This window comes from Streptomyces noursei ATCC 11455 (assembly GCF_001704275.1).
Lineage (GTDB): Bacteria > Actinomycetota > Actinomycetes > Streptomycetales > Streptomycetaceae > Streptomyces > Streptomyces noursei.
This window is the reverse complement of sequence record NZ_CP011533.1, coordinates 71,730-89,012: the sequence shown is the minus strand read 5'-3', so window position 1 is coordinate 89,012 and position 17,283 is coordinate 71,730. Positions and strand designations below refer to the sequence as shown.

General features: G+C 67.0%; 16 protein-coding genes. 3 read left to right on the top strand and 13 right to left on the bottom strand.

Features of this window, described 5'->3' with window-relative positions; genetic code table 11:
• The first annotated feature begins 702 nt into the window (after nucleotides 1-702).
• From mihF to SNOUR_RS47655, 3 genes are all read left to right on the top strand, one after another.
• Entirely contained in the window at nucleotides 703-1,017 is a 315-nt protein-coding gene (gene mihF / locus SNOUR_RS00360; RefSeq protein WP_067342908.1) for an integration host factor, actinobacterial type, read from the top strand.
• A 589-nt stretch (nucleotides 1,018-1,606) separates the two neighbouring features.
• Entirely contained in the window at nucleotides 1,607-1,990 is a 384-nt protein-coding gene (locus SNOUR_RS45795) for a hypothetical protein (RefSeq protein ID WP_159425715.1), read from the top strand.
• A complete protein-coding gene (locus tag SNOUR_RS47655) occupies nucleotides 1,987-2,418 on the top strand; it encodes a hypothetical protein (protein WP_312631452.1) in 432 nt (143 codons plus the stop codon). Before SNOUR_RS45795 ends, SNOUR_RS47655 begins: the two co-directional genes overlap by 4 nt.
• A 48-nt stretch (nucleotides 2,419-2,466) precedes the next feature.
• On the opposite strand, the gene SNOUR_RS00355 is transcribed toward SNOUR_RS47655, so the two are convergent.
• The 13 genes from SNOUR_RS00355 to SNOUR_RS00290 all read right to left on the bottom strand — a co-directional run bounded on the left by SNOUR_RS00355 (nucleotide 2,467) and on the right by SNOUR_RS00290 (nucleotide 17,241).
• On the bottom strand, nucleotides 2,467-2,871 hold the full coding sequence (locus tag SNOUR_RS00355) for a hypothetical protein (RefSeq protein WP_159425714.1): 405 nt from the start codon (nucleotides 2,869-2,871) through the stop codon (nucleotides 2,467-2,469).
• Nucleotides 2,872-2,945: 74 nt separating this feature from the next.
• A complete protein-coding gene (locus SNOUR_RS00350) occupies nucleotides 2,946-6,227 on the bottom strand; it encodes an AfsR/SARP family transcriptional regulator (protein ID WP_067342905.1) in 3,282 nt (1,093 codons plus the stop codon).
• Nucleotides 6,227-6,607, bottom strand: coding sequence for a hypothetical protein (locus tag SNOUR_RS00345; RefSeq protein WP_312631451.1), 381 nt, complete (start codon nucleotides 6,605-6,607; stop codon nucleotides 6,227-6,229). The genes SNOUR_RS00350 and SNOUR_RS00345 overlap by 1 nt, the downstream gene beginning before the upstream one ends.
• A gap of 44 nt (nucleotides 6,608-6,651) precedes the next feature.
• Complete coding sequence (locus SNOUR_RS00340; RefSeq protein ID WP_067342901.1) at nucleotides 6,652-7,095, bottom strand: TadE family protein; 444 nt, start codon at nucleotides 7,093-7,095, stop codon at nucleotides 6,652-6,654.
• 1 nt (nucleotide 7,096) lies between these two features.
• Nucleotides 7,097-7,444 (bottom strand): TadE/TadG family type IV pilus assembly protein, encoded by a 348-nt coding sequence (locus SNOUR_RS00335; protein ID WP_067357451.1) that lies wholly within the window; start codon nucleotides 7,442-7,444, stop codon nucleotides 7,097-7,099.
• A gap of 78 nt (nucleotides 7,445-7,522) precedes the next feature.
• On the bottom strand, nucleotides 7,523-7,729 hold the full coding sequence (locus tag SNOUR_RS00330) for a hypothetical protein (RefSeq protein WP_067342900.1): 207 nt from the start codon (nucleotides 7,727-7,729) through the stop codon (nucleotides 7,523-7,525).
• Nucleotides 7,730-7,749: 20 nt separating this feature from the next.
• Entirely contained in the window at nucleotides 7,750-8,628 is an 879-nt protein-coding gene (locus tag SNOUR_RS00325) for a type II secretion system F family protein (RefSeq protein ID WP_067342898.1), read from the bottom strand.
• Complete coding sequence (locus SNOUR_RS00320; RefSeq protein ID WP_312631450.1) at nucleotides 8,625-9,554, bottom strand: type II secretion system F family protein; 930 nt, start codon at nucleotides 9,552-9,554, stop codon at nucleotides 8,625-8,627. The genes SNOUR_RS00325 and SNOUR_RS00320 overlap by 4 nt, the downstream gene beginning before the upstream one ends.
• Entirely contained in the window at nucleotides 9,551-11,035 is a 1,485-nt protein-coding gene (locus SNOUR_RS00315; RefSeq protein ID WP_312631448.1) for a TadA family conjugal transfer-associated ATPase, read from the bottom strand. The genes SNOUR_RS00320 and SNOUR_RS00315 overlap by 4 nt, the downstream gene beginning before the upstream one ends.
• A gap of 49 nt (nucleotides 11,036-11,084) precedes the next feature.
• A complete protein-coding gene (locus SNOUR_RS00310) occupies nucleotides 11,085-11,885 on the bottom strand; it encodes a MinD/ParA family ATP-binding protein (RefSeq protein ID WP_067342893.1) in 801 nt (266 codons plus the stop codon).
• Nucleotides 11,886-11,887: 2 nt separating this feature from the next.
• A complete protein-coding gene (locus SNOUR_RS00305; RefSeq protein WP_067342892.1) occupies nucleotides 11,888-12,592 on the bottom strand; it encodes an SAF domain-containing protein in 705 nt (234 codons plus the stop codon).
• Nucleotides 12,593-13,478: 886 nt separating this feature from the next.
• Nucleotides 13,479-14,012: a hypothetical protein gene (locus SNOUR_RS00295; protein WP_159425713.1), complete on the bottom strand. Its 534-nt coding sequence runs from the start codon at nucleotides 14,010-14,012 to the stop codon at nucleotides 13,479-13,481.
• 583 nt (nucleotides 14,013-14,595) lie between these two features.
• Nucleotides 14,596-17,241 carry a type IV secretory system conjugative DNA transfer family protein gene (locus SNOUR_RS00290; protein ID WP_067342888.1) on the bottom strand — a complete coding sequence of 882 codons (2,646 nt, stop codon included), beginning with the start codon at nucleotides 17,239-17,241 and terminating at the stop codon, nucleotides 14,596-14,598.
• Between the last annotated feature and the right edge of the window lie 42 nt (nucleotides 17,242-17,283).

Sequence of the window (17,283 nt, the reverse complement as noted above, 5' to 3'; positions counted from 1 at the left end):
ACACCCCAATCCCAACGACCCTATGCACAATGCCCCGACCAGGATGCAGCCGCACGCACCAACTGAGCCTGCCCCTGCCTGGTGGTCCGTCGCCCCGCACTGTCGCGTCTGCGGAGCACAGCCCGCCGCCCACGTATCCGTGCGCGCACACCAAGGCGTGATCATGCTCATGCGATTTCACACCCAAAATGGCCTGTACTGCAGAACCTGCGGCACAGCCGTCATACGGGTGCTGACGACCCTGACCCTTTACCAGGGCTGGTGGTCGCCCCTTTCCCTGGTCGCCTTCACCCCCGCGACCCTGATCGCGAACGTCTTCGCTCACCGTAAGATTGCCGCCCTGCCGCCCCCTGGGCCCACGGCACCCGGAGCCACTCCCATGCAACAGGGAAAGCCCATCCACAGACGCCCGCTGGCGTACATCGCTGTCGTGCCTCTGGCATGGGCTGCCTGGTTCATCCCCAACATCATTGCCCACCTTTGAACGGAGCACACTCAGGCGGCGGGCTGGCCTCGATCGCTGGAGCGACGTCGCTGCTTCATGGCTCGACGGTAGCGTGCGGACTGGGCAGTAGGGGCACTGGTCTCGGTTGACTCCATGATGCCGCAGCTTGAAAACGTCTCAATGACCTGGCCATTTCAGGTATGACGGGCAATGATGAGTGCCACAACATCGTACGAGAAGAGGGGAGATGGTGACTGATGGCTCTGCCCACGCTAAGCCCGGCTCAGCGGTCCGAGGCGTTGAAGAAGGCCGCGGCTGTCCGCAAGGAGCGCGGCGAGATCCTGGCCCAGCTCAAGGACCACAAAGTGACATTGGAGGAGGTGTTGAAGCGCGAAGACACGGTGGTTGGGAAGACCTACGTAAAGCGATTGCTGGAAGCGCTGCCAGGAATCGGCAAGGTGCGCGCCAGTCAACTGCTGGACGAACTCGGGATCTCCGAGACCCGACGAGTGCAGGGCCTCGGCGCCCGTCAGAAGGAACGACTTCTCAGTCTCTACCCGCCCCGCGCGTGACCGGTGGCCGCCCGTGCGCCCCTCTGAGGGCCGAGAGCCTGTGCCGCCCTCATCACGCTCGTCCGAGGGGCCATCCCGGCGCCTGGCTATGTTCGCTGCGAGCATGTACCCAGGCGTGGCCGTGTGAGGGAAGCTCGTGCACGCTTCCGAGACGGGGAACGCCGACCAGCCCCACTGACGGTTGTCGTCCAAGTCGGGCAACAGTCCTCGTTATTCCGTGCACGCTGGCGAGCTTCGCCGAGTTTGGCCAGCAACGCCAGGTTGAAGCCCTCGGGCAAAGTCCTTCTTCCGACAGTGTGCCGAGCTTTCCCAGGCGGTAGTCTGCCCCGTCTCACGTCGGCACTTGCATGCCTGACGGCAGGCGGGCTTGCACCCGGCCGTCACGGATGGTTCCACCTCAGGGCGCGCAGGGTTGATGATCAGTTCACTTGGTCAAGGACTGGCCAATCCATTGCACGGTTGTCGCGAGTCTGCGCACGGTGGCCTGGGAACGAAATGAATGCCGGGCAAAGCTCTCGGCACCACTTTGACTTGCGAGCGCCACGCTCGTAAGTTGGTGTCACCTCAGGCCAGTCGCGAAGGAGCTGTCATGGTCGACAAACCTCACGCCAGGGCGTTCGACCTGCCGGGTTGGCCCTGTCCGCCGCGTGTTCGGGACATCCCGCACCATGAGAACAGCTGGGGATGGATCGCCGTCGGATCGCACCTTGCGAAAAATTCTCCCGTCGCACAAGACGAGCTCGGCTACTTGTGGGTGAATGGCGATTTCGTTCCGAAGTTTCAGGTCCCGGAAGAGAATCACAATCCCGGGGCAGTAGTGTTCTTCGACGACGGAATGATCGGGCTGTGGATCCATCCCAAATCGCTGCGGTACCTTCCGTCGATCAGTCGACTCGACATGGGGCACGACGAGTGGGTCCCCGTCAACGTTGTAGCCGCTGAACTGCCGGAGCACATCAGGGAAATGTCGTGAAAGACAGCGCGCTGGTTCTCCTGGTCAGACCTGACTCAGTGGACGCCTTGCCACCTGATCGGGTCCATGCAGCACTCAGCGCGGACCTCGGGCAACGCGGCTTCACCTACGAGAACGGGAGCGAGACAAAGTTCAAGCAGGGGGCTGGAGGCACCCTCGAATTGCCTGTGGCCGGTACTTCTGCCGTTCAGAACGCCCAAAGGATCCTCCGTCGTTGTGGCTGGCAAATCGTTCGCACGATACTGCAGAGCGATTGGGAGAACCGACTGTGGACGGCAGAGCAAGCCGCCTCGTATTGGGGAGTGAGCGCGTCACGCGCCCGCGCTATCCTGGCCGACCGTAATATCAAGCGCGTCTCGGGTTACTCGGCCGAGCAGATCAAACAAGTCGAGTTGCGCCAAGGTGCACGCACCGACCTGCAACATTGAGGAACTCCGGCCGACACGATGAGCCCCTCACGCCCCGGCCCTGAGAGTTCAGTCCGGCCACAGCTCCGAGACGGAGAACACCGACCACGCCCACTGACGATTGTCATCCAGGTCGGGAAGCAGGATGAGATGCTCCTCGCTGGTCTTGGCGCGCTGGACAGCTTCGGCATGTTTGGCCAACAGGGCCAGGTCGAAGTCCTCGGGCAGGTCGTTTGGAGCCGGTACGCCCAGCATCTCGCTGTCCCTGTGGGCGAGCGTAACGACATCGCCGGAGCCGAGCCGCGACGCAGTCAGCTTCTTTGCTGAGGCCCTGAGATGGGTAATGGCGTCGGCTCGAACCAACTGGCGCGGGGAATCAGGTTGCAGGGAGGTGCAAAGCACCCAGATGTCGACCATGCGGTTCTTCTCCTGACGTTTGATTGTGATTTCGTGGCCGGCGTGATCGCTGATCACACAGACTGCGTCTTCGGCGTGGCCCCGCCCGAGCTCGGAGGCTCACGCGGGACAAGGACTGGGGGGAGTTACCTCTACATCACCTCGGCATGTGCAGGGCTGGCAAGCAGTTTCTCGATGAGGGCCTCGGACGCCGGCAGCATGCCGACATCGAGTCGACGGTTGACGGTTTGGAGGGCCTCGACGGCTTTGTAGATCCCGGCGCGGTTGCCTGCGGCGTGCTCGATTTTCATCCAGCCTTGGTAGAGGAGTTCCGCGCTGTCATCGACTTCAAGTCCGATGGTGATGGAGCGTCGCGCGGCATCCAGATCCTTGCTCGGGCCGGTGAGCCGCCATGTGGCGATGGTGTGCGCGACGTCCGTGATCCGGGCCAGCATTTCTTGGAGCAGGGGCGCTGCCCAGGCGTGGTCGCCACCTTCGAAGGGACGCCCTCGCACCAGCTCCAGGGCTTCTTCCAGTTGTGCAAGGCCGACGTCCGGGCCGAGGGCAAGACCCTGTTCGGCCAGGTGTTGGAAGCGGACCCAGTCGCAGCGCACGGCGGGCGAGAGGCGGTATCCGGCGTTGAGATGCCGCGGAAGGTACAGCTCGCCATCAGTGTCGGAGCCGAGGCGGCTGCGCAGCTCCGACATGCGCGATTGCAGGGTGGCCCGTGACCAAGGCGAGGCGGGATCCATGGCCTCGCACAGCGCCTCGGCACCACGGCCGGGTTTGAAGAAGAGCAATGCCGCCAGCGAGGCGAGCTTCCCGCCGTGTCCCGATGCCTGGATCCCAGTCACTGCGACCGGCCCGAGGACCTGGATCTGCGGTGCATCGGGATTCTCAGACCCTGTGCCTGCGGGGTTGACCTGCTCAGCGTGCTCGTCCGCGGTGCCCTTGTGCAGCGTCACTACCGCAGCCGGCGCGCGGCCTTCTTCATCGACAACACCCTCCGCATCTCCTTCCGCTGGTTCCCCGGTGGGAGGCTGCATCGGGAACCGGTGAATGGTGGCAGGACCGGCGGCCGCCGCGAGCGCCGCAAACGGCGTCCCCTCCTCGATGTGCCCATCCGTCTCGGGGATTTGGGTGGGATCAGGGACGTTCCGCCACGGGCCCTCGGCTGGCCGGGCGGGTTCCTCGGCAGTGCGCAAGTCGGCGATGAACTGGGCGTAGTCCTGGTCGGTGACGTGCTGGATGACCACACGGCTGGACAGCGCACTGCAGGTCTGCTCGTCGCCATCGGCACGCAGGATCTCCGCTTCGGGAAAGCAGGCGGCGGTGCGGGCAGCGGGGAGCACCAGCGCGACGGGCAGGTCCCGGGCGGCGGCGACGGCATCGGCCAGGTCCCACGCGTCCTGCTCCTCGGCGTCGGCAGCGCAGATCAGCAGCCACGGCAGTGGTTTGGTCTCGGCGTCGACAGATTGATGCTGCTCCAGTAGGAGTTCGCCCAGGTCCCGGGTGGCGGCCCGCAGGTGGGGCACCGCCCGGACACGACCCTGGGGGAGAAGGGTGGACAACTCCTCTCCCAGTCCCACGGTGAGGATCTCGGTGCGGTCGCTCCAACTGCATGTCGCGGCCTCCATCGCGATGGCCCGTACCACCGTGCGCACCTCCGCCTCGTTGCCCTCGATCAAAAGGGTGCGGGTGTGGGGGAGGTTGACCAGCAGCAGATCGCCATCGGGGTTGCTGCCGATGGTCACCAGGCCCGGCCACGGCGCGGGCACCTTCCGCGCCTGGTCGGCGTCGAGCAACTGAGCCTTCTCGGGCAGGGTCCACCACCCGTCCGCCCCCGCGGTGAACGGCGGGATCGGTGCCGTGGCGGGGGCGTCGGGCCGAAGTTCCACGGTTCGGCCGGTGACTCGGGCGCCGTGCAGCGCCGGCAGTTTTTCGCCCTGGTCGAGCAGGTGGTGGTGCAGGGTGCGCGCGGCGGTGTCCAGAAGCTGGACGCTGCCGGGTTCGGCGGCCGCGGCCAGGGACTGCTCCAGTGCGCTGGCTTCGTCGGGCATGGCGATCGTCTCGCCCGCCTTGCGTCGTCGCTGTTGGAGGATGCGTTTCAGCGCCAGCCCGCCGGTCAGCGCCGCAGCCAGTAGTGCCCCGATTCCGGCGAGTTGCTGGGTCCCGATGCCGGTGTCGGACTGGTGGCTGACGTTCCTCGCGTCCGGTGCCGCAGGGCCCGCCGAGGTAGGAGAGGGATGAGCGGTGCTGGGTTCAGAAGTGGGGGTCGGCGTGGGGGAGGGGTGCGCCGCCGGGGGAGCGGCGGCCGCCGTGTGCGTCGGGTCGGCTGAGGACGGACCGGCGGGTTGCTCCGGTTGCTTGGGACGGGGCGAGGCATGGTTGTTCTGGTGGGGCAGGGCTTGGGTATCTCGATCACGCTGGGCGCCCGGTGAGCCCTGGCTCGGGGCGGGGCGGTGCAACGTGTCGGGAGGCGGGGCGGATTTTGAGGATTTCGTGCCGTCGCTGGTCGGTGAGGGCACCGTCAGGTGCTGCCCGGGGTAGATGAGGCCGGGGTCGGTGAACCGCGCGTTGCGGTTGGCTTCGAAGATCCGCGGATACTGGGAGGCGTCGCCGAGTTGCTGCCGGGCGATGTCGGAGAGTGTCTGGCCCTCCTTGACCACCACGGTCCGCGCCTTGGCATCGTGGGGTTGTCCGGCGTGCTGCCCAGTATCTGGTAGCCGCAGTACCCACCCCGGCTGTATGAACCCCTCAGCGTGGAAGATCGCGCCGTCTGGCATGGTGCGGCCCTCGTTGAGGTCGGCGATAGCCGTCCACAACTCCCCGTTACCCAACTCCTTCTCGGCAATGCCCCACAGACTCTCCGCCGGCCTGACCTCCCGCACGGTGTAGGTGCGCTGCGTCTGCGTCTGAGCCGCCTGGACCATAGGACCGTCCATCTGCGCTGTCCTCGCGGCCGGCGTCGCGTCGCCAAGCGAGGACGGGCCACGAGCCGGCCCAGCACTTGGATGAGCGCTGATGGCATGAGCAGAGACGGGAGCCGCCAGCGCGGTGCCGGTCGGCAGGAGCACCACGATGCTGCTGATGAGCGTCGCCGCGGCACGCTGGCTGACCGCCAGGGACCACCTCGGGCGGATGACGCGGCCACGGACCTGCGCGACGATCTCGACCAACACGCTCAGCGTGAACTGCGCCCAGGCCAGCCAGGCGACGGCCAGCACGACCACCAGGGCCGCAGCACCGGTATCGGGACGGCTGAGCAGGTGGAACAGAGCATCGCCACCGCTGGCCCACACCAGGGGCGACGCCATCGCAAGACCGACCGGAGCCCCGATCATCGCAGCGGCCAGCACCACCACGCTGACGACCGCGCGCACCACCGCACCCGGCTTCCGGAGAACACCCCGGTGGTGAGAAACAGTAGGCATCAGGATCCCTCCTCGACTGCCACGCCACGGACGAGGCTGGCGTGCCCGTGGCCGGACACCGCCAGCTCCAGGGGCAGGAACTTCGCGGCGTAGGCGGTGTGCACGCTGACGCTCAGCTGACGGCCGCCGCTGGAGACCGTCACGGTCGCAGACGCACCGTGCGCCCGCAGATATGCCTGCGCGGCCGCCCGGGCGGCCTGCGGATCAACCACCACCTGCCGACCGGGCACAGCCTGGGCCGGATCGACGGCCTGACTCCCGGCCCGCGCCGCCTCCGTCGCCAACGCATCGGCCTGCTCCACCGCCCGCACCCGCCCGTACCCGTCGACGAGCAGTCCGATCAGCGCCAGTAGCGCCACGGCGCAGATCGCCGTGTACACCGAGATCGATCCACGATCCCCTCGCCACCCTCCCCACCGGTGCGTCATGAGCCCGCCACTCGCTCTCGGTAGGTGTCCACCACGGAGGTGAACGTCCCCGTCAGTGTGTGCGCCCCCGGCAGGGGCAGCAGCAGATCCGTCAGTTTCACGCTGCACCGCACCGTGGCCGTCACCGCGGCGGGCTGACCGACGGGGGCATTGAGACCGCTGGTGTCGACCGACACGCTGGTACTCGCACACGACACCCCCTGGCGGCCGAGCGTGTCGCGAGCTGCGGCAAGGGCGCCAGTCTGCGCGGCCTCGACGCTGCGAGCCAAAGATGCTTCGCGGGCCGCATCGGCAGCCGCCGCATCCACATGGGAGCCGGACAGCACCAGGCGGCCGGCGGCGATGGCCAGGCACACCAGCATCACCAGCAACGGCGTCACGATGGCTGCCTCGACCGCCTGACTGCCCCGGTCATCGCCAAACCGCCAGCGCACACGCATCTCAGCCTCCGGGCGAGGTGTAGCGCTCGATAGGGCCCGTCGCGACCTGAGTGATCTGCAGCCCGGGAACGCCCGGCAGCAGCGACAAGGCACGCCCCGTGACCTCGATACGGACACGCTCCCCGGTGCCGGCCGCCTGAACCGTGGCGCCGGTGAGCAGATCCCCGGCGGTCCGGTCCAGCACCGAGCGGGCACGCTCCTGCCCCTGGCCGAGCGTGGCGTGGTAACTCCGTGCGGCGGCAGCGCCTTCACGTGCAGCGGTCAGCGCGATGCCGCGCGCCAGGAACCACAGCCCCGCCTGCACCACGGCGAGGGTCAGCACGATGATGGCCGGCAGCACGATCGCCATCTGCACCGATGCCTCCCCCTGATCCCGCCGCCACCACCTTCCTCGGCCATCGCTGTTTCCCCCGCTGCCGGGCATGGTTCACACGCCCCCCAGCTTGCCGTCGTACTTCTTGACCACCGCGGCGATGGTGCCAGCGATCACGATCGCTCCACCAATGGCGGCAGCCCAGATGATGACGGTGGTGATGCTGATGTCCCCGCGATCGGGCTGTGCCAGCGACTTGGCCATCCGCTCGCGGTAGTCGGCAGCCCACACAGAGGCGCGCGCCACCAGTTTGGTCAACATGACGTTCTCCCTTCGACGAGTCAGGTAGCGACGATGCGGATGACGGCCGGGAAGGCGAGAAGCAGCATGACCAGCACAGCGAGCAGGGCACCGGGAGCGGTCATCTTCTCGCTGTCGGCATTGGCCTCGGCCGCCTGCGCCTCCAACAGTTCGGTACGCAACGCCCGGGCTCGACCGCGCAGCGTGGAGTAGACGGCCGCACCGTCGTCGCTGGACTGCCGCATGATGTCGGCGACGTCGCTCAGCACGGGCAGACCCAACTCCTCGGTCATGTCGGCCAACGCCTGCCATGGCGCGATCTTGTCGATCCGGGCGCGCGCCAGCGCCTGCCCGATCCGCTGGAACGCCCATCCCTCACCGACACCCGCGGCCTGTTCCAGGGCCTCGGTCGGCCCGGCGTCCCCGGCCCGCTTGAGCGCAACCAGGTCCAGGTAGGCCGCCATAGCATGGGCGAACTCCTCCCGAGCCCGCTTCGCCTGGTCCCGCACCGACAGGTCGGGAACGAACCACAACACCGCTGCCGCAGCCAGCCCCGCCGCGGTCGGCACGACAAAGGGGACGCCGCCGCCAAGAAACATCCACGGCAACAGCGCCACCGACGGCAGCAGCAGTCCCAGTACCGCCATGCCCACCTTCAGCACCACGAACCGCTCGGGGGCCTGCTGCAACAGCAACAGGTTCCGGGTAGGGATGCTCACCCCCGGCACGTGACGCAGACGCTGCAGCACCCACCGCCCGACCGCTTCATCCCGACTGGCCGCAGCCGCAACCGCGACACCCCCTGACGCACGGCGCAACGACTGTTCCAAGGACGGCTGCACCCTGCCCAGTTCACCGACCAGCAGCGCGAGACCACCACCCGCGGCAACGCCCGCTATGACGCCAGGCACCACGCTCATCGCACCCTCGCCCCCACCGCGTCCACAGCCCCTGTGGTCGACATCTGACGGACACGACTGCGCGGATCAGCAACCAGGAAACGCGGCACGGGCCGGTGATCGGCCAACGACCGCATCCACACCAACACCGCGACGAACCCGCCGCCCAATCCCGCCAACACCAACTGGCCCAGCACGCTCCCGTACGGGGCCGTGTAGTCGGGCACCAGGAACCCGGCGGCGACTATGCCGAGCGTCATGATCGTCATCCACCGGACCGTGGTCCGCGGCTTGGCCCTGTCCGCCTCGATCGTCCGACGGCGTGCGACTTCTTCTCGCACCGACTCGGCCATGTCCTCCAACGACCGGGCCAGCCCCGGTCCCCGACTGGCTGCCGACAGCAGCAGTGCGGCCGCCACCTTGTCGGCCGTGACGTCGTTCACCTCGGCGGCGAACTGCCGCAGGGCCTCCTGCGGGCGCCACCCCACCTGCAGCCGGTCAGCCAGATCCGTGATCTGATCCTCCAGGCCCTTCGGGGGGTTCTTCCTTGTGGAGGCCAGGGCCTGCTCCAACCCCATGCCCAACTGCAGTGCGTTCGCGCACCGTTGGCACCACTCGCCCAGCCCTTCGAGCTGCTTGATCCGGGTGCCCGCGTACCTCGTCGGCGACAGCAGCCAGGGCACCCCGACCACCGCCACCGCCAACAACGCCGCCACCGCGAACACACCACTGACCAGCCACACCGCCACCCCCAAGACCGCGGCCGCGATCCACCGGGAACGGCGCTTGCGCTGCTCGCCCGCCGGCAGGGAAGCCACTCGATCAGCACGCCAGCGCCGCCACCACCCCACCGAAGGGGGCTGCTGTGTCCCCACGAGGCCGGCCACCACACCCACCAGCCCCGCGGGCACCGCCATCGCGCACACCATCACCCACACCAGCGTCACCGCGACCCCACCTTCAGCTCCAGCGGTCGCTCCCATGTGCCATACCGGTCACTCAGATGAAGCGAGGAGAACCCCACGCGGCGCAGATCATCGATACACGCCGGATATCGCTGCGGCACGGCACGGAGCTCACCCATCTCCACATCAGGCCCGAAGATCACGTTCGTGGCCGGCCGGCCACTCTCACCCAGACCCGCTACCTCCAGCACGTGACTGACGTACCGGTGCCGACGCCCACCGATCTTCGTCTCGTCCGTCATCGACACGAACACGACGAAGTCCAATCCGTTGGCCGCCTGCCGGTAGGCCAACGCCTCCGAACGGTTGCTTCCTGCCTCCAGATACAGCTCGGCGATCCGATCGAACACCAACTGCGGGCTGGTGGCATGCAGCGTGCACAGGTTGCCGCCCTGACCATTGGTCATCGCCTGCATCATCGCGGTGACCTCTGGACCACGAACCTCACCGACCACGATCCGCGACAGCGACATCCGCAACGCCCAGTACATGAGGTCCAACATGGTGATCTCACCCACCGGCCGGCCATCGGGTCCCCGCTCGCCGTTGGATTCCCGGGCCTCCAGCGGCACGACCTGCCGGAAGTAGTCATTGGTGTGTGCCCACAGCTCGAATTCACTCTCGATCGTGGCGAACCGCTCATCGCGATCAAACTGCCGCAGCATCGCCCGCATAAGCGACGTTTTCCCCGCCCGCTGAGGCCCCACGATCATCACGTTCTTCGACGCGTCCACACACGCCGCCAAAAAGGCCCGCAGCGGCTCGCTGATCATCCCCAGCCGCACCATGTCCACCAAGTCAGCGTCCTCGACACCATGGCGCCGGATCGTCACGTACGTCCGCTCACCGCTCACCCCGGTCACCGCCTGCAGACGCGACCCGTCCGCCAACCGCAACGCCAGCGACGGACTGGCGGTGGAGATTGACCGCTCCCCGTGTCCGCCCTCGGTGTTACGCGCCAGATCCCGCAGCAGCTCCAGAAGTTCTTCCTCCGAGTCGGCCACCGGCGCCGCCTGCACCAGCGGCCCCTCCCCGCGGTCCAGCCACACCTGGTCGTGCCCGTTGATGAGGATGTCTTCGACGTCCCGACGCTCCAAGTACCGTTGTAGACGTCCGGCCCGGTGCAGCGCGTCGAACACGGCCTGGGCCATCGCCGCGTCCTCAGCCGGCGAGGGACCCACCCCGTGGCGGGCCGCCACGCCATCCGACCACAACGCCACCGCCTCATTGATCCACCCCCGGCTACGCTGCTCCAGCGACGCACGGCTCACCGGCCCGGAAGCCGACTGGCGCCACCGATGGATCTGCTTGGCGACCTGGCGCTTGATCTCCCCAACCACTTGGTAGTCGAGGTGAACCTGCGGAACCTCCCCCAACACCGCACCCACAGCGTCGCCAGGTGCTGCGCCGATACGCGTCGGCGTTCCACCGGCCAGCGGGCCGGGACCCTCCACCGGCGTCACCGACGCCGGCCTCACGTCGCCAACACCTCCGTGGTGCGGGTGCAAAGGCTTACCCAGCACGGCCCTCCCCCTCCCGCACCGCTGCCGGCGCAAGCCGCGAGCGGCGCAGCATCGCCCGCTGCAGCAGCGGGGTGGACGCCCCGTTCGCCGCCCGCATCAGCGCACTGCGCGCAAAGGTCCGCGGGGCCGGTGCACCATCGGACAGCACCCGGGCCAACTCCGGCTGGTACGGCAATCTGGCCACCACCGGCGTGCGCAACGCCCGCTCCACCTCGCGTGTCCCATAGGGGCCGGAGCCCACCAGCAGTACACCCAGCTCGCCAAACTGCTCGCGCAGTGCCTCCAGCCGGGACCGGGCAGCCTGCACGCCCCGCAGCGTCGAGCGTGCGACGACCACCAACAGGTCAGCCTGCTGGGCCAGCACACCGCTCGGCCCGAACGCCCCCCGCCGGCCCAGGTCGACCAGCACATCGTGCTGCGCTTCCTGCTCGATGCGGCCGAACAATGCCGCCAGCCGCGCCCAGGCAGGAGCCATGGCCGCCGCCTGCGCGGGATCGGTCAGCCCGGGCAGGATGAGCCGGTCCTGGCTGACCTCATCCATGACGATCAACTGACGCCAGAACGTGTCCTCGATGTCCCCGCGCCGCGCGGCCACCGACAGATGCCGCATCCCGTACTCATCACCCAGCGAGCCCTGCAACATCCCATAGAGCACCGACCCACCGTCGGGGTCGCACTCGGCCAGCACCATCCGCCGGCCCTGCATCAGCGGCCAGGACAGCAAAAGCGCTAGGGACGACGTCGTCACCCCGGGGGAACCGCTACAGCCGGCCAACGCGATCACAGGCATCGTCAGGCCCCATCGCCTGGAGCATTGACCAAAATCCGCGCGTTTCCCGAGGAAACCCACCCCGCCAGTCGGGGCCCGTCCACCGACGCGACGGCGACATCGACCACCACCGCACCCGTACCGGGAGCCGGAGCGCCCACCTGTACCACTCGCGCGGAGATGGGCTGACCATCCGCTTGAGCTCCTGGCGTTTTGGCCGGCTGGTTCTCACCGGGCACTTGCACGATCTGCACCTGTGCACCGGGGAATAGGAAGGTGCCCGAGCTGGCCGGGACCTGCTCAGGCTTGAGGCCGACCGGCACCAGTTGCTCTCCCGACTTCAGCAACGTCGCGGTCGTCACCTGCGAAGAGGAAAGCAAGCTGCCCGGCGTCAAAGCCGCGGCGGCGCGTTTGCCGACCACGGAGCCCCGGTCACGGGAGGGGACGGCTCTGATCGATGGATCGAGTGCCACCGATGCCTCACCCAGGTCAGCATCGGTGATGGTCGCGCCCACCGGGATGTGTCGCACGACGGTCAACACCGGTGTGCGCTGCCCGTTGTGCAGGTACAGCATCGACCCGCCCACGCCGCCGCCGGCGATCAGCACCACACCCAACGCGATCACGCCGGGCCGACGACGGCGCGGGCCCACGCGAGGCGGCGCCACCGGTCGCGCACGCTCAAGGCCAGAGACGTCCCCGTCAGACGCCGCCTCGTTCTTGCTCACCCGCACCTCCTCTATCCGAGTGCCTGGAGTTCGCCGACCGATATGTGCACCTGCGAGCTTCGCTCCACGGTGAATTGGCCCTGCTGACCGGCGCCGGTCCAATCGACCTCCCACTGCGAGGTCGCGGAGACCGCGTACGTCGACCCGCTGTGGTCCGCCGATGTGCGGCTGTAGACGTGGCCGCAGTCCGGTGAGGTCTTCCTCCCGTGACTCGGCTCGTAGACGGCACCCGGACCCGGGCACGAGACAGTCGTGCCATCTCCCATCGCCCAACGGACGCTGGTGACGCGGGCGGTAGCTTTCACCGTCACAGCGCCGGCCGTCGCACTGGCCGAGTTCGGACCGAACGTGGTCGGTGAGACGCCTACGTGCATCCACATCGGCATCCCGACCAGGTACCTCCGGTCCGCTGCTGGACTTTGGATGTCTGGACCGGTCAGCCTCATCCGGTCAACGGCCTGGCGCGCCAAGACCTCGGGATCCACGGCGCGGGCAGGCGGCGGCGTAGCTGCCCAGAATGTAGGGCCCGGAGCGAACACACCAGGGGCCAGGTAGGCCGCGCCCGAGGTGTGCGGGCACACCCGCATGTACACCGCCCCGTCTCCTGGCCGGTGACCTTCCCACAGGGGGCTCCACACCGGGGGCTGCGGAGACAGCCGCTGGTTCCAGCACACCTCAGGAGGCGCAACAGCTCCCTTCGCAGAGCGCGCCGTGGCCGACGGGCCACCGTCGGTGCCTCCGCTCCCAGGGTTTCCCGGCGAGGCAGCCCTGAGACAGACCCATTGGGCCCCACACAGCCCGGCAGCACCATCATCGGCAGCCGCAACCGCCGGGATCGACGCTCCGATCATGCCGGCAGCGAGCACCGCGCCCAGGCGCCGCCACATCAGCACGGCTTCCTCTGTGGATCAGGAGCCAGCTGGGTCACCATCCACCGCTGCCCCCACTTCTGCACCGTAGCTGTCGCGATGTAGCGCTTGAGAACGCCCTTGGATATGGGCACCGGCTTGCCGTCATCTGTCATCAGCTTCCACCCTGAGACGTCCAAGCAATCCGTGACCTTCGCGTCCGGGATCTTCTGGTTGACATTGATCGACGTGACCGTGGGATTGTGCGTCGGCTCGCCCTGCACTACCTGGTGCCTGGCCTTGAGGCGTTGGAGGTCGCCCATCGCCTGTGCAAGGGCGCCTGCTGTCGCGTACTTCTGGAGATCCGTACCCGCATCGCTGGCCCTGGCATACGCCTTGACCTGCGCGTTCCACAACGCCCGGTACGACGCCAGCACGGCCGCCCGCGCAATCTCCTGCTCCTGCAGATCGGTTTGCCCCGCCGTCGGTGCCGCGCTGATCGCGTGCGACGGCGTTGAGGTGGCGCGGCTGTGGGACGGATCGCTCGTGCCGCCGCATGCGGCCAATGCCACCGCGGCACAGCCTACGAAGAATGCGGCCGACACCCGCCCAGGTATCCGTGACATCCCGTTCCGCGGAGTATTTCCGGCCATCTGGTTCCCTCCCATGGCCCCACCGTCCCCGGCGAAGCCAGCACGATCGACGGTCGATAAGGCGGAAGGCGGTGACGCCATCCGACGATTTTCCTTCACGGTAGCTGCGAAAATGTTCGGCGGCCAACTCGCATTTCGTTAGGTGAAAATGAGGCACGGCAGGCACCCCGGATGATGGCATGAGACCGGGCGCGCGGATTCTCATGCATCCTTGAATATTTCCCATCTCGGTGCTGTGGGGCCTGTATGCTCAGGTGCCCGGCGGGGAGTGTGACGGCTCCACGCCGGGCCATCCTGTTCGTCTTCCGGCTGCCTCAACGAGGCCAGTCGTCAGGATTTTCCTTAGCCCGCTGGCGCTTCTGTCTCGGCATCATGCGAAGGCTTGCGCAACTCGCCCAAATTTGGACCCTCTTGATCACCTCGTGATCTGAAGTCTGGCCCGCCGACGCGTCGGAATCTCAGCGAGGCCAATACCTCCTGCCGGACGCTGTGCTGACACCTGCTAGGCATCGGTGTGCGAGGTTGGCAGTTCGTCATCGATCGGATCGGATCCACCGGCGTGCGTCGCCCCATGAGCCTTGCTCAACGACACTTTCTGTGTGTGCCTGTTCGCCTTCACTCCCTTCAGGAATTCCTCAACGAAGGCTTCGTGCTGTTGCACTTCTTCGCACAACTCGGCTTGTGGACGGGACCGTAGGTTGGCGTCTATGGCTGCCCGCAATGCTCGCAGCTGCCCGGGGCGAGCGAGATCATCGAAGAGTTCGCTGAGCTGCGGCCCACGAATGAGGAGGGGGCCGACCCGACGGCCATCCACCGTGAGAGTGACGTAGTGGTGATAGCGAGGGAGATCGGCAATCTCGACGAGGTCGACGGAGCCCCACTCCCTGGCCACGATGCCGACTGCCTCAACTGATCCAGCGGTTGAGGAGATCACCGAGGCATTCTGCATCAGGCTCTCTCGCGTGGCGGCAGAGACCCGTTGAAGCAGCTGTGTCATGGCATGCAGTCGGATGCCGAACTTCCGCAACTCCTCGCTGACCTGCGCAATGACGCTGGAGGAAGCCGCGTCGATGCTGATCAGCTCGTCCACGAAGGCATGGAACGGACGACGTTCACGCTCGGGCAGATCGCGACGCGAGAGTCCGGCCCGGAAGAAGTCAGCGAACATCAGCGAGAGCAACAGTCGGTCCGTCGGGCCACTTGCCGAGGGGCAAACCCAAACAAGTTTTCCGCTGTCCATCGCCTCACGGAAGTCAAAGGTACTCGTTGGGCTGCCCAGGAAAGCTCGCGTAACGGGATTGGCATACAGTCGCTCCAATGGGTTGACCACTGGTGCGGGGGAGTCAGGGGGATACGTCGGGAAAACGACACGCCACCATTCGCCGACTTTTCTGTCCACGGCCCGCAGCACCTGTTCGCGCCACGAAGGATTGGTCAAAAGAGTCCGGATCTGAAAGAGCGTTGCCTGCCGTGACGGCGCGTTCTCCTCAAGAGCCCTGACGTTGAACGCTACAAGCAACTCCACTGATTTGGTCAGCAATGTCAACGCTCGCGGGTGCGTTGCATCATTCCACCCCAGAGTCCCAGCGACGGCATCAGTGACAGTGCGCACCACCTCGTCTGGTCTTTGCCCCCGCTCCAGACTCAAGATGTTCCACGTCCCCATCGGCGTACGCCCCCCGAGCCGACCCGTCAAGTCCAGGCACACCAGCCGCTTCATGATCGGATCGTGCGCAAGATAGGGGGCGGCACTGCGCAGAGAGTCACCGTGGGGGTCGATGAACATCCCTGCTTCGCCGGCGTGCGCAAGGCCGACAAACTGGCACAGTGCTTGCTCCGTCTTGCCGTAGGTGCTCTTGCCGACACGCAAGCTGAAGAGCGTCTCGCTCAGCCGCGTGCCGAGCAAGCGGTCCCTCCCATCTGGGCCCGGGTACCAACCGTGCACCATCAGCTCCTGCGCCGAAGAGCTTCCCGGCACGTACGTAGGCACCTCGCCAGGCAGAACGGGGAGCACGCAGTGCATCGTCGGTGGCTTGAGAAGCCCAGCGATCTCGGTCACGCGCACCCACGACGAATGGCCCCTGATCTGGGCTGTCGCCCATCGCTTGTCAAAGCCCTTACGAAGCAACCGGTGGTCGGGGCCGAACCGAATCGGCCCCAGCCGCTGACCTGTGTGGATCAAACGATTGGTGCCCGCAAACACGTCCAGGGCAGCAGCGATCTGCCCGATCCGTTGCTGAGCCCGCCCGTCTTGGTTGGACAGGGCTCGCACCAGGATCTGCACGCGCACCAGGCCAGCCGGATCCTGCAATTTGCCCAGCACCTTGCCGCGGTCCACCGGCCGTGGTCGGTGAGGCACCGAAAGTCGCGTTCGCGACTCCTCGTGGCCAAAGGAAACCAGGTTCGCAAGCGCCGTACGCCAACCTTCCTCGACCCGCATGGAGGCGTTCTGCTCCTGTTGCGCCGCGCGGATCGCCTTCTGGCGAGCTTCGGCCAACAACGTCCAACGACGTAGCTGCAATTGCCAGACGGGGATGCGCTGGATGTCGAGGCAGATTTCAACTCGGTCACCGAGGTCCGAGCGAACGGTTGCCAGCGCATCGACGAGTGGCTGCAGTGGGTCTGGTTGGAGCGGCACCTCGCGCAGGTACGCAGCCGGTGATCCACGGACTATGAACTCTGCACGGGCAGTGTGCTTGGCTTTCTTGCCCCGCGGGGCAGGCGTAGCCCGGACGGCCTGGACGCCGCGGTACGGAGTGGTGACCAGCAGGTGGCGGGCAGCCGCAGGGCCCTCCACCCTGAAGTCCAGCGGGCGGCTGCCATCGGCCGTCATGCGGAGCCGAGCCGTTTTCGCCCTGCGGGGAACCCACCACGGACCACTCATGGCCACGCGAGCAAGCAACGTGGCATAGCGCCAGATTTCCTCGTCATTGGTCTGAAAAGTCTTGCCCGGTATGAGGCGGACAGCCGCCCGCCGGCGAGACGCCTTGTCCGCCAAACGCGTCCGCACCGCCTCGAAGGCGATCCAGACAACTGCTCCCACGCAGCAGAGCAGGATCAGATGGCTGCTGGCCCACGTGACAGTGGCGACGACAGCACCGACAAGGCCCGTCCCCGCGGTCCATAGAGAAGAGGCATAGCTGATCATGAAACGGGCTCCCAACGATTCGGATGGCCAGGAACTGGACGG

What these genes read in the sequence shown, in the direction of transcription:
- SNOUR_RS00335 (WP_067357451.1), bottom strand. Translation starts at nt 7,444, where the DNA reads ATGGCGATCGTGCTGCCGGCCATCATCGTGCTGACCCTCGCCGTGGTG.
- SNOUR_RS00340 (WP_067342901.1), bottom strand. Translation starts at nt 7,095, where the DNA reads ATGCGTGTGCGCTGGCGGTTTGGCGATGACCGGGGCAGTCAGGCGGTC.
- SNOUR_RS00350 (WP_067342905.1), bottom strand. Translation starts at nt 6,227, where the DNA reads ATGCCTACTGTTTCTCACCACCGGGGTGTTCTCCGGAAGCCGGGTGCG.
- SNOUR_RS00310 (WP_067342893.1), bottom strand. Translation starts at nt 11,885, where the DNA reads ATGCCTGTGATCGCGTTGGCCGGCTGTAGCGGTTCCCCCGGGGTGACG.
- SNOUR_RS45795 (WP_159425715.1), top strand. Translation starts at nt 1,607, where the DNA reads ATGGTCGACAAACCTCACGCCAGGGCGTTCGACCTGCCGGGTTGGCCC.
- SNOUR_RS00330 (WP_067342900.1), bottom strand. Translation starts at nt 7,729, where the DNA reads ATGTTGACCAAACTGGTGGCGCGCGCCTCTGTGTGGGCTGCCGACTAC.
- SNOUR_RS00290 (WP_067342888.1), bottom strand. Translation starts at nt 17,241, where the DNA reads ATGATCAGCTATGCCTCTTCTCTATGGACCGCGGGGACGGGCCTTGTC.
- SNOUR_RS00325 (WP_067342898.1), bottom strand. Translation starts at nt 8,628, where the DNA reads ATGAGCGTGGTGCCTGGCGTCATAGCGGGCGTTGCCGCGGGTGGTGGT.
- mihF (WP_067342908.1), top strand. Translation starts at nt 703, where the DNA reads ATGGCTCTGCCCACGCTAAGCCCGGCTCAGCGGTCCGAGGCGTTGAAG.